The sequence below is a fragment of the Intrasporangium sp. genome (assembly GCF_040414665.1).
Classification (GTDB): Bacteria; Actinomycetota; Actinomycetes; order Actinomycetales; family Dermatophilaceae; genus Intrasporangium.
Window position 1 is genome coordinate 24,858 of sequence record NZ_JBEDUL010000001.1, and the last position, 11,529, is coordinate 36,386.

Here is an 11,529-nt window from a genome sequence, read left to right on the forward strand (position 1 = left end):
CCAACCCATTTCGTCCCGCCACCGTTCCGCAGGGGCGGACGCAGGGCCACCGCGCTCGTGCGCTGTGGCACAGTGGCGCAGTGAGCGCCCCTGACCGCGTCGCCGACACCCCGGTGTTCTTCCTCGCCGGAGGGACGGGCATCTCTGCCGAGACGCTGGGCAACCTCATGCTCAACCAGTTCCCGACGGTCCGCTTCCTCCGGCGCAAGATCCCCTTCATCACCACGGTGGAGGTGGCTCGGCAGGTCGTGGCCGAGGTGGACGCCGCGATGACCAGCTCGGTCACGCCGCTGGTCTTCTCGACGGTCGCAGACGAGGAGGTCCGCACCGAGCTCCAGAAGACCAGGTGCGCCTTCATCGACCTGTTCGGGTCTCACCTCGACGCGATCGAGCGTGTCCTGCACGTCAACGCCAGCCACAACCGCGCCGGCCTGCACGGGCTCGGCGACCCGCGACGCTACGAGCAGCGGATGAAGGCGGTGGAGTTCGCCATGGAGCACGACGACGGCCAGAGCCTGCGCAACCTCCCGCAGGCGGAGCTGATCCTCATCGCCCCGTCCCGGTGCGGCAAGACGCCAACGTCGATGTACCTCGCCCTCCAGCACGGCATCAAGGTCGCCAACTACCCGCTCGTCGAGGAGGACTTCCGCGCGAGCGACCTCCCCCGGCCCATCCGCCCCTACGCGGATCGATGCTTCGGACTGATCTCCACCGCCGCCCGCCTGAGCCAGGTCCGCGGCGAGCGCCGACCCGGCTCGACGTATGCCTCGCTCGCCCAGTGCAGCTACGAGCTGAGACGGGCGGAGGCGCTCTACCACCAGCACCGGATTCCGTCGATCAACTCGGCGTCCATGTCGGTCGAGGAGATGGCCGCCGTCATCATGCAGACCAGACGAATGAACAACCTCGCCTGAGGGCCCCCGCCCGTCACCGCCGAAAGGACAACCCATGACCGCCAACATCCTGTGGTTCCGCGAGCTCGGTCTTGACGACGTCGAGTCCGTCGGAGGCAAGAACGCGTCCTTGGGCGAGATGGTCCAGCACCTGTCCAAGGCGGGAGTGTCGGTCCCCGACGGCTTCGCGACGACCGCCGACGCCTACCGCCGTTTCCTGGCCAACAACGGCCTCGCCGACCGGATCAACGGGCTGCTTTCCGAGCTGGACGTCGACGACGTCCGGCGGCTGGCGGTTGTCGGCAAGGAGATCCGCGACGCGGTCGAGGCCCAGCAGTTCCCCGCGGACCTGGAGCAAGACATCCGCGGGGCCTACGACGAGCTCGTCGCGGCCGCCGGCACGGATGACGTGAGCTGGGCGGTGCGCTCCAGCGCCACTGCCGAAGACCTGCCGGACGCCTCCTTCGCCGGGCAGCAGGAGACCTTCCTCAACATCAGCGGGATCGACAACATCCTGCACGCCATCAAGCTCGTCTTCGCCTCCCTCTACAACGACCGGGCGATCGCCTACCGCGTCCACAGCAACTTCGACCACTCGGTCGTCGCGCTCTCGGCGGGTGTGCAGCGCATGGTCCGCTCCGACCTCGGCGCCTCTGGAGTCATGTTCACCATCGACACCGAGTCCGGCTTCCCCGAGGCCGTCTTCGTCACGAGCGCCTACGGTCTCGGCGAGGGCGTCGTCCAGGGTGCGGTCAACCCGGACGAGTTCTACGTCTACAAGCCGGCCCTCGCCGCCGGCCGTCCGGCGATTCTCAAGCGCGGGCTCGGCGCCAAGGCGACCAAGATGGTCTACACGCACGACGCTGCGGTGGGCCGCACGACCGAGTTCGTCCCCGTCGACCCGGCCGATCAGCGCCGCTTCAGCCTCTCCGACGACGAGGTCACCGAGCTCGCCCGCCACGCCGTCAAGATCGAGGAGCACTACGGCCGCCCGATGGACATCGAGTGGGCCCGTGACGGCGTCGACGGGAAGCTCTACATCCTCCAGGCGCGCCCCGAGACGGTGAAGTCGCGCGCCAGCTCGTCCACCCTCCAACGCTTCCGGATGAACGAACGCGGCCCGGTCGTCGTCGAGGGGCGCGCGATCGGCCAGAAGGTCGGCGCCGGTGCCGTGCGCGTGCTCACCGACGTCTCCACGATGCACGAGTTCCAGCCAGGAGAGGTGCTCGTCGCCGACATGACCGACCCCGACTGGGAGCCGATCATGAAGCGGGCCAGCGCCATCGTGACCAACCGGGGCGGCCGCACCTGCCACGCCGCGATCATCGCCCGCGAGCTCGGCATCCCGGCAGTCGTCGGCACGGGCGCAGCCACAACCGAGCTCACGGACGGGCGCGAGGTCACCGTCTCCTGCGCGGAGGGCGACACCGGCTTCGTCTACGACGGCCTGCGGGACTTCACCGTCACCGAGACGGCGCTGGACGAGATGCCCGAGATCCCGGTCAAGATCATGATGAACGTCGGCACCCCGGACCAGGCGTTCGAGTTCTCTCGCCTGCCGCACCAGGGAATCGGCCTCGCCCGCCTGGAGTTCATCATCAACCGCCAGATCGGGATCCACCCCCGGGCGCTGCTTGAGCTCGACGACCAGGAGCCCGGGCTCCGGGAGCAGATCACCGAGCTCATCGCGGCCTACGACAGCCCGCGCGACTTCTTCGTCAAGCGGCTCGCGGAGGGAGTCGCCACGCTGGCAGCCGCCTTCGCTCCCGAGCCGGTCATCGTCCGGATGTCCGACTTCAAGTCGAACGAGTACGCCAACCTCATCGGCGGCGAGCGCTACGAGCCGCACGAGGAGAACCCGATGATCGGCTACCGCGGGGCGTCGCGCTACGTGTCAGCCGATTTCGCCGAGTGCTTCGCGATGGAGTGCGAGGCGATGAAGTTCGTCCGCGACGACATGGGCCTGACCAACGTCAAGGTCATGATTCCGTTCGTGCGCACCGTCGCCGAGGCCAAGGGTGTCATCGAGCTGCTCGCTCAACACGGCCTCCGTCGCGGCGAGAACGACCTGCAGGTCATCATGATGTGCGAGGTGCCGTCCAACGCCGTCGACGCGGAGGCCTTCCTCGAGCACTTCGACGGCTTCTCGATCGGCTCCAACGACATGACGCAGCTGACGCTCGGTCTCGACCGTGACTCGGCCCTCGTGGCCGGGTCCTTCGACGAGCGGGATCCCGCTGTCAAGAAGATGCTGAGCATGGCGATCCAGGCGTGCCGGGCCCAAGGCAAGTACGTGGGCATCTGCGGCCAGGGCCCGTCCGACCACGTGGACCTCGCCGAGTGGCTCCTCGACGAGGGAATCGAGTCGATGTCCCTCAACCCCGACACCGTCGTGGACACGTGGCTCCAGCTCGCCAAGCACGCTCGCTGAGCGGGCACCCACGGGCACGGACGCGCAGTCCCAGCTCAGCGGCATACGACATTGGCCGTATGCCGCGGCGCTCGCTCCCAAGCCCACCCTCCTCCCAGCCCGCCCAACCCGCAACACGCCCGGCACCGCGAAACCGCACCCTGAAGCAGCCGTGGTGAGTTCCGGATAACCGGGCGTGTTGCAGGGTGGCGCGATCCCCAGGGGCACGAGCGCTCACGCCTCGCGACGGAAGGTGAGCAGGTAGTCGCCGGTCAGGTCGTGGGGGAGCACGTCCCAGACGACGACCGTCTCGCCGAGGAACGGCAGGACGCCGCCGATGACTCGAGCGACGTCCCACGCCAGGGCGGTGGTGTGGCCGCCGTGCCGGATGTTGGCCACGTTGACGACGAGGTGACCCCCGGGCCGAAGCAGGTCGTGCACGGTTCGCGCGAGCCGGGCGAGCTGCTCGAGGTAGGTGCGGTAGTCGCCGTCCAGCGTCTCGTACGCGGTCAACGGGTTGTGCGGGTGTGCGTTGGCCGTCATGTAGGGCGGCGACGTGAGGCACAGGTCGACGGGTTCGGTGACGAGCTCGTGGAGGCCGCGGGCATCTCCTTCGATGACGGTCGTTCCTGGTGCGCGGTCATGGATCAGGCTCACTCGTTCTGGCAGGAGTTCAACGCCGATCGCCCTGCGGCCCAAGCGGCTTGCGACGACAAGCGTCGTGCCGAAGCCGGCGAAGGGGTCGAGGACGACCTCACCCGGCGACGTGAGGCTCTCGATGACGAGGGTGGCCAGTGACTCGGTGAAGTGCACGTCCTCGTCCGCATGTTCCGGACGCTCTGCCTGCAGTTCGGCGAGGGTCGCCTCGGCATATGGCGGAAGCGCCCTGTCGCGCGGCGGAGTGGCCCGCGGTGCTGCGATGGTCATGGCTCCCATCGTGCCGCGCCGACACCGAGACGTCCGTGCTGGTTGGCCGCCGGATCACCTCACGAACGGAGTCACACCAGCGTCCTTGGGGTATGACCATCACGGCCCCGAGTCGGGTGCATGACCTTGTCGATCCGGCGATCCTCTACTGGGGGACGCCCGTTGTCCTCGTGTCGACGCTCAACGCGGACGGCACCGCGAACCTGGCTCCCATCTCGTCCGCCTTCTGGCTCGGCCACACGGCCACGTTGGGCTTCGGGTTGGCCTCGCACTCCTTGGCCAACCTGCAACGGACCGGCGAGTGCGTGCTCAATCTGCCGGGTCCTGACCAGGTGTCGGCGGTCGATCGCCTTGCGCTGACGACGGGCGCGGAGCCCGTGCCGCCCTGGAAGGCCGCCAACGGCTATGTCCACTCGCGCGACAAGTTCGACCGTGCCGGGCTGACTCCCGTGCCCGGTCGAGTCGTCGCGGCTCCGCTGGCCGCTGAGTGCCCGGTGGCGATGGAGGCCACGCTCGAGGCCGTCCACCTGACTGACCACGCGGTCGTCCAGGTCACCGTGGAGCAGGTGCACGTGCACCCATCGATCCGCATGGCCGGCAGCGAGCGTCGCATCGATCCAGCCCGCTGGCGCCCGCTCATCATGAGCTTCCAGCGCTTCTTCACCCTGGGGGACGAGGTGCATCCGTCACGTCTCGCCGGCATCGACGAGGAGGCGTATCGCTGAAGAGATCACCACGCCGCGCGCCGCACATCGGTATGAGCGAAGTCGTCGCCCGTGAAGAGCAACGGCTCGTCGGTGTCGATGGCGAGGGCATAGGAGAAGCAGTCGCCGTAGTTGAGCCGGGCCCGATGGCCGCTGCCACGCCCGAAGTCGCGGTAGGCCCGTCGCGCGATCCTCGCTTGGGCCTCGGTCACGTCGACGAGGTGGATGTCGTGGCTTCCCAGGAGGCGATCGAGTCGCGCGGCGAACTCTGGGATGCCGCTCGAATCGAGGACGATGCCTGCCTCGACGTACGTTGCGGCCGACATGCGCGGGCGCACCGACTCGGTGAGTGCGACCACCAGCGCATCACACTCGGGCTCGTCGTACGCGATGGCGACGATGGCCGACGAGTCGACGATCACCTGGGGAGCCCGTGGTCGTCGTACATCTCCTCCATGAACCGCTTCACCGCCGCCCGGTCCTCGTCACCGATGAGGGCATGCATCTCGCGTAGCACCTCGTCGACCTTGGCTCGACGCTCTCGGATCCGGAGCTCGTCCGCGTCCTCCGCGTCGGGCAGTCGCGCCAAGAACTCCTCCAGCGCCCTCTCGAGAACGCTCGTCTGCGTCAGCCCGGTGCGACGTGCAGCCTCACGAGCGAGCGTGTGGACGTGCTCGTTCTTGATGTTGAGCGCCATTGTTTACACCTCTCTACCCAGCGGCTTACACCATGCTACCTCGGTCGGGTCACCCTGGTCTTGGCGGTCTGTGCGCCGGCTCACAGTAAGGACGAGCCGACGGGCCGCCACCAATCGATATGGGCACCAGGACTACCGCGTTCGTCCTCTCCGGTGGGGGCAGCCTCGGCGCCGTCCAGGTAGGGATGCTCCAAGCCTTGGCCGAGCAGGGCATCCGACCGGATCTGCTCGTCGGGACCTCTGCAGGAGCCATGAACGCGGCCTGGGTCGCTGGGCACGGGCTGTCGCGGGCGTCGCTCGAGGCGCTGGCGGACGTGTGGCGTGCCCTTCGTCGAGCCGACGTGTTTCCTGTCGACCCGCGTCGAGTCCTTGGCGCCCTGCTCAGCCGGGACGTGGCTTTGTCGTCCGCCCGCCCGCTCGGTGACCTCGTCCGCCGCCATGCCGGGTTCGACGACCTTGCGGATGCGCGCATCCCGGTGCATTTCGTGGCCACCGACCTGCTGAGCGGTCGCGACGTCCTCATCAGTGACGGATCGGTCGTCGCAGGGGTCCTCGCCAGTGCCTCGATCCCGGCAGTCTTCCCGCCCGTCGAGCTCGGGGGCCGGCTGCTCGTCGACGGGGCTCTCGCACCGCATGCCGGCGTGACGCAGGCCGTGGCGCTGGGAGCGGAGGTCGTGTACCTGCTCCCGACGGGTGCCCCGTGCGCACTTGCCGAGCCACCACGCTCGGCGGTTGCGATGGCGCTGCATGCCCTCACGTTGCTGCTGGAGCAGCGCGCCATCCACGACGTGGCCGCCAGCGCCGCGGACGTCGCCCTCAAGGTGCTGCCGCCGCTCTGCCCGCTCGCGGTCTCGGCAGCGGACTTCAGTCGGGCGGCCGAGCTCATCGGCCGTGCCCGCCGATCCAGCCTGGCCTGGATCGAGGCGGGCGGGACCGAACTCCCCACGCCGGAGCGGTTCCTCTCGCTGCACAAGCACTCTCGCCACTCCTCCGAACCGCGTCTGGGCCGCGCGGCGCGCCCGGCCGGATGAGGCGTTGTCGGCGCTCTCCCCTAGGTTTCAGGCCGGGGCACCGAGTAGTTGGGATGACGATGGAGCTGAGCGCTGCACTGAAACTGGGCCGAGAGCTCATGGCCACACACGGGCTGAGCGACTGGGTCCTCAACCTGGACCGGGCAAGGACGAGGGCGGGAGCGTGCCGTCCGGCGAGGCGAGAGATCTCGCTGAGCGCCCATCTGACGCGCGTGCACCCCGAGGACGAGGTCCGGGACACTCTCCTGCACGAGATCGCCCATGCGCTGGTCGGCCCAGGGCACGGCCACGACGCGGTCTGGCGCGCGAAGGCACTCGAGATCGGCTGCTCCGGCCAACGCTGCTCGTCCGCCGAGGCCGCCGCCGTCACGGGCGCCTGGCGGGGGACGTGCCCCAACGGCCATGGGACGACCCGGCACCGGATGCCGACGAGAGTGGCCATCTGCACCCTGTGTACCGGCCCCGAGAGGGCGCGGGTCCTCGACTGGACCTACCACGGCCAGCGGGTCCCGATGCACCCCAACTATGTGGCCGAGCTGGATGCCCTTCTGCTCGGGCTGCCCCAGCTCGCGCCCGGGCGCCTGCTACCCGGCGCCGTGGTTCGGGTGGCCGCCCCGGGTCAGTTCGACGGCGTGGTGGGGCACATCGTCAAGAGGGGGCGCACGCGGTATCGAGTCCGGGTCCCCGACGGTCTCCTTTCGGTGCCGTTCGCCTGGGTCGAGAGGGCCGGCTGAGTCACCCGGGGTGGCCGAGTGCGCGCCGAGCCGCGGTCGCCAGCTCGCCCGGCTCGCGAACGACGGCGCAGGTGTGCGCGTCCGGCCGCACGAGCCAGACGTCGGCGGGATCTGCCTTCAGGGAGTCGAGAAGTATGCCGCTGGGCTCGGTCTCGGCGAGGGCCAGGACCGCGTGTGGTGCCGTTCCGGCGCCCTCGCTCAGCGCTGCCCGGAAGGCCGCGAGGTTGGCTCCGGGACCGGCGAGGGCGAGCAGGCCTGCGCGAGCCAGCTGTCGCACGTGCGTGATGCCGGGCTGGCCGGCAAGCGCCACGGGCGCGTCCGGCAGGATCACCCCCGGCACGGGTTCGGGCGGCGCGCCGCGGGGTGGTCGACCCGGCCACCGGCGGTCGTGAGCCGTCGTCGTCAGCGGCGAGTCGACGTACCAGAAGGGCTCGGAGAGGCGGCCGGAGTCCACCTGCGCCCTGGCCGTTGCGTCGTGCCCGGCCGCTCTGAGCACCTCGACGCGGCGTGCCCTTTCCCCGGGCGAATGCGGGACGAGGAAGGCCATCGTCGCCGTCGTCACCTCGAGGTTCTCGACCGCTGCAGCCCGCCGCTCCGTCTCGTAGCTGTCGAGCAGCCCCGGGCCCGCCCAGCCCCGCATTGTCCACGCGATCTTCCACGCAGCGTTCTCGACGTCGGGCACACCTGAGTTGAGGCCGCGTGCCCCGAACGGTGCCACGAGGTGGGCGAGGTCCCCGGCCAGGAGCACTCTCCCTACCCGGAAGCGCGACGCGATCCGCGCGTGGAAGTGGTAGACCGTCGACCACTCGAGGCGATAAGGCGAGTCGCCGATGATCTGCCGGATGCGCCGATGGAGCCGCCCCGACGAGCGCTCGACATCGAGGTCGAAGTCCGGTTCCACCTGCCAGTCGATCCGGTACAGGCCGTGCGGGCACGGGTGGATCAGCACCTGTCGACCGGGATTCCACGAAGGGTCGAAGTAGAACCGGCGCTCCTGCTCCCAGCCGGGCAAGGTCGCCTCGATGTCGCAGATGAGGAAGGCGTCGGTGAACGACGTCCCTCCGAAGTCGACTCCGAGCATGGCCCTGATGTCGGTTGCCCGGGCCCCGGCACAGGCGACCGCGTAGTCGCCCGCCAGCTCGACCTCGCCATCGGGAGTCTCGCACCGAACCGTCACGGACGTGGATGACTGGGAGATCCCCGTGACGCGATGCGACCACCTCACGTCGATGAGCGGCTGGGCGGCGATCGCCTCGTCGAGCACCTGCTCCGTCCGGGCCTGGGAGATGTTGACGAACGGTGGAAAGGGCGAGCGCCCGGGATCACGCAGCTCGACGACGAAGAGCTCCCTGTCCCGGTAGAAGGTGCGCGCCCTCGACCACGTCAGGCCCTCCTCCGCGATGGCCCGCGCGCCCAGCTCGGACCAGAGGTCCAGGACGTCGCGCTGTTGGCAGATCGCCTTCGAACCGACGAGGTCCCGTCCCGGTCGCTGGTCGAGCACCACGGCGGGGATGCCCCATCTGGCCAGGGCCAGGGCGGCGGTCTGGCCGACCGGACCTGCCCCGAGGACGAGAACGCTCATCGCTGCAGCTGGTCCCACACCTCGCGGTCACGTTCCGCGGTCCAGATGACGGGCCGTTCGATCCCGTTCAGCTCGTCCCAGTAGCGGGAGACGTCGAAGGGGAGCGAGTGCTCGAAGATCGGCCAGCGGCCGTACTCGTCGACGAGCGCCGTGTGGGCGGCGTCGAAGGCGTCCTTGAGCGTGCCACCCCGGCGGTGGACGTCGGTGACCTGACCCATGAGCACCTCGAGGAAGTGCCGGGTCTGCGCGACCGCGGCGTCGACCGCCTCCCGCCCGCGGGCCACGGCGCCCCGACCCCCGACGAGCGCCTCGGCGCGGAAGGACGCCACTGCCTCGAGGGTGTGAGTCGCCCAGTCGCGATGGTAGGCGTCACCCGTGTAGAGGGCCGCCTGCGACTCGACGAGATCGCCCGCGAACAGCACGCGCTGCTTGGGCAGCCACGCGACCACGTCACCTTCGGTGTGCCCCCGCCCGCACCAGCGCAGGATGAGGTCGCCACGGGTGCCGCCAAGGGGAATCCACAGCTCGTCGGCGAAGGTGATGGTGGGGTGGGTCAGCCCGGGGATCTCCTCCGGGTGTTTGAACAGCCGTGGCATCCGCCCGAACTCGCTCTGCCAGTCCTGTTCCCCCCGCTCGTCGATGAGGCGCCGCGTCGACTCGTGGGCGATGATCTCCTCTGCTTCAAAGGCGCTGGCCCCGAGCACGCGGACGGCGTGGTAGTGGGACAGCACGACGTGGCGCACCGGCTTGTCGGTGTGCTCGCGCAGCTTGGCCAACCAGTCGCGGGCCGCGGCCGGCGTCGCCCGGACGTCGAAGCAGACGAGGAAGTCCTCACCCTCGATGGCCCCGACGTTGGGGTCCCCTTCGGCGGTGAGGGCAAAGACCCCGTCGCCGAGCACCTCCACGGTCTCGACCTTCTCCTCGAGGTCGGCGGACGAGGCGAACGGCTTGCTCGAGTCCGCTGTCATGACTCCTCCTTGGTCTCGGGTTCAACCACGTCGAGATCGGCGCTCGAGCCGACCGACCGGTCCGGCCTGAGCCGGGCGTAGGACACCTCGTCGGAGAAGGTCCCGTCCGGGTTCTTGAGCCGGCCAGCCAGCACGCCCTCCCGCACGAATCCTGCCCGTGACGCGACCACTCCGGAGGCCACGTTGTCGAGCTTGTGCCCGAGCTCCAGACGGGCGATCGACGTCGTTGCGAACACCCAGTCGACGAGTAGCTCGAGGGCCCGCACGGTCAGCCCCCGCCCGCGGAACTCGGGAAGCACGCCGTAGCCGATGATGGCCACCTCCGGAGGTCCCATCCGCAGCGCGGAGATCATCCCCACGCGGACGCCCGACCCCGCGTCGACCATGGCGAAGCGTGCAGCCCGACCGCTCCTCCAGTCCCGGACAGCGCGAGCGGCCGCCTGTCGAGCTGCCGGCTCCGTCATCGGCTCGGCGGTGAACCCCCACTTCATGGCCTCGTCGTTGTTGTTCTCGGCGAGCAGGAGATCCCAGTCGGCCGTGGTCGTCGGCCGCAGCGTGAGGACCCCGTCGGAGAGCGAGTCGACGGTTGGCCAGGCCGGTGCCGACTGTCCGGACGCGGCCCCGGGTGGTCGAAGCAGGTAGGCGTCGACCACCCATCCGCGGGCTTCGGCCGCCCGTGAGCGCGCCGCCCGCAGCTCGTCGGCGACGTCCGAGAGCCTCCCGGACACGAGCACCTCGTCCGGAGTCCCGAGGTGGGCTGCCCAGTACAGCTCGAGCTCGGGGAAGAGGTCCGCAAGCTCGAGGCACTCCAGGCGGCCGTCACCGACGACGACAGCGTCGCCCATCGCTGGGTCGTAGGAGTCAACCAGGTGCTGTGCCGACAGGATGCGCAGGTTGGTTCCATTGCGGCCCAACGTGATTCGATGAGCCGCAGCGAGCAGCTGCGCAGCTCCTAGTCCGGCGACGACCTCGACGTCCGCGCCGAGACGAGCGGCCAGGCCCTCGGCCAGGTCGAGCACCGGACCTGCCAGGGCAGGATCGCCCCAGACGAGCAGGCCCAGCGTCTCCGCCGTGGGAGGCAGCTCCCCGAGGGCCTTCACGGCCGCCTCCACGCGGGCTCCCAGCGCTGCCTCAACGCGGTCGTATGCCGCTGAGCTCGTTCCGCTGTCAGGCTCACTTCGCGGGTCGGTGACCTCCACGAAACGGTGGGGGTGGCTCGCGGGAACGAGCTCGGCACAGAGAGCACGCTGCGCAGCCCTCCGGTCGTCCGCACCCGCACCCTCCTCGGCCAGCACGAAGACGTCGACGGTGCTCAGCGCGGCGACCGCGGCGCGAGTGAGGTGCTCAGGGTGGCCGAGGCCCAGGCCGATGACGTGGATCCGCGTGATCATCGGGTCAACTCCGTCCGCGCCGCACGGGTCGGGGTGAGCAGGGCATCGATGTCGACATGGGTCTGCACCGCGTCGGCCAACGTGTCGATCATGCGCTCCCGGCGCTCGCGGAAGCCTGGTGAGTGGGCGTCCGGCTGCCAGTCCGAGCCGGCCTGCGCCGCGATGTCGCCCAGCCAAGCGCGCCGGAAGCCG

Annotated in this window: 11 protein-coding genes and 1 pseudogene; 5 read left to right on the forward strand and 7 right to left on the reverse strand. The window is 69.7% G+C overall.

Translation table 11 applies throughout. The features are described 5' to 3' along the window. Window positions 1–80 precede the first annotated feature (80 nt). Window positions 81–914, forward strand: coding sequence for a pyruvate, water dikinase regulatory protein (locus ABF401_RS00115; RefSeq protein ID WP_353507483.1), 834 nt, complete (start codon window positions 81–83; stop codon window positions 912–914). Between the two features lie 34 nt (window positions 915–948). Then, window positions 949–3,324 (forward strand): phosphoenolpyruvate synthase, encoded by a 2,376-nt coding sequence (gene ppsA, locus ABF401_RS00120; RefSeq protein ID WP_353507484.1) that lies wholly within the window; start codon window positions 949–951, stop codon window positions 3,322–3,324. A gap of 213 nt (window positions 3,325–3,537) precedes the next feature. Here the strand turns inward: ppsA and ABF401_RS00125 are convergent, their stop codons facing one another. Further along, window positions 3,538–4,230, reverse strand: coding sequence for a TRM11 family SAM-dependent methyltransferase (locus ABF401_RS00125; protein ID WP_353507485.1), 693 nt, complete (start codon window positions 4,228–4,230; stop codon window positions 3,538–3,540). Window positions 4,231–4,322: 92 nt separating this feature from the next. On the opposite strand from ABF401_RS00125, the gene ABF401_RS00130 reads away from it, so the two are divergent. After that, entirely contained in the window at window positions 4,323–4,955 is a 633-nt protein-coding gene (locus tag ABF401_RS00130; protein ID WP_353507486.1) for a flavin reductase family protein, read from the forward strand. 5 nt (window positions 4,956–4,960) lie between these two features. Here the strand turns inward: ABF401_RS00130 and ABF401_RS00135 are convergent, their stop codons facing one another. Both ABF401_RS00135 and ABF401_RS00140 read right to left on the reverse strand, forming a co-directional pair. Continuing rightward, window positions 4,961–5,356: a type II toxin-antitoxin system VapC family toxin gene (locus ABF401_RS00135; protein ID WP_353507487.1), complete on the reverse strand. Its 396-nt coding sequence runs from the start codon at window positions 5,354–5,356 to the stop codon at window positions 4,961–4,963. Further along, window positions 5,353–5,631 (reverse strand): type II toxin-antitoxin system VapB family antitoxin, encoded by a 279-nt coding sequence (locus ABF401_RS00140; RefSeq protein WP_353507488.1) that lies wholly within the window; start codon window positions 5,629–5,631, stop codon window positions 5,353–5,355. The genes ABF401_RS00135 and ABF401_RS00140 overlap by 4 nt, the downstream gene beginning before the upstream one ends. A gap of 119 nt (window positions 5,632–5,750) precedes the next feature. On the opposite strand from ABF401_RS00140, the gene ABF401_RS00145 reads away from it, so the two are divergent. Both ABF401_RS00145 and ABF401_RS00150 read left to right on the forward strand, forming a co-directional pair. Further along, on the forward strand, window positions 5,751–6,662 hold the full coding sequence (locus ABF401_RS00145; RefSeq protein WP_353507489.1) for a patatin-like phospholipase family protein: 912 nt from the start codon (window positions 5,751–5,753) through the stop codon (window positions 6,660–6,662). Window positions 6,663–6,715: 53 nt separating this feature from the next. Continuing rightward, the gene (locus ABF401_RS00150; protein WP_353507490.1) at window positions 6,716–7,396 is read left to right on the forward strand and encodes a SprT-like domain-containing protein; all 681 of its coding nucleotides are present in this window, start codon (window positions 6,716–6,718) and stop codon (window positions 7,394–7,396) included. 1 nt (window position 7,397) lies between these two features. On the opposite strand, the gene ABF401_RS00155 is transcribed toward ABF401_RS00150, so the two are convergent. From ABF401_RS00155 to ABF401_RS00170, 4 genes and pseudogenes are all read right to left on the reverse strand, one after another. Further along, window positions 7,398–8,978 carry an FAD-dependent monooxygenase gene (locus ABF401_RS00155; protein WP_353507491.1) on the reverse strand — a complete coding sequence of 527 codons (1,581 nt, stop codon included), beginning with the start codon at window positions 8,976–8,978 and terminating at the stop codon, window positions 7,398–7,400. Further along, window positions 8,975–9,946: an MBL fold metallo-hydrolase gene (locus ABF401_RS00160; RefSeq protein WP_353507492.1), complete on the reverse strand. Its 972-nt coding sequence runs from the start codon at window positions 9,944–9,946 to the stop codon at window positions 8,975–8,977. Before ABF401_RS00160 ends, ABF401_RS00155 begins: the two co-directional genes overlap by 4 nt. Next, the gene (locus tag ABF401_RS00165; RefSeq protein WP_353507493.1) at window positions 9,943–11,337 is read right to left on the reverse strand and encodes a GNAT family N-acetyltransferase; all 1,395 of its coding nucleotides are present in this window, start codon (window positions 11,335–11,337) and stop codon (window positions 9,943–9,945) included. The genes ABF401_RS00160 and ABF401_RS00165 overlap by 4 nt, the downstream gene beginning before the upstream one ends. Continuing rightward, window positions 11,334–11,529: pseudogene (locus ABF401_RS00170) on the reverse strand (cobyric acid synthase); the annotation flags it as partial. The pseudogene ABF401_RS00170 and the gene ABF401_RS00165, both read right to left, overlap by 4 nt.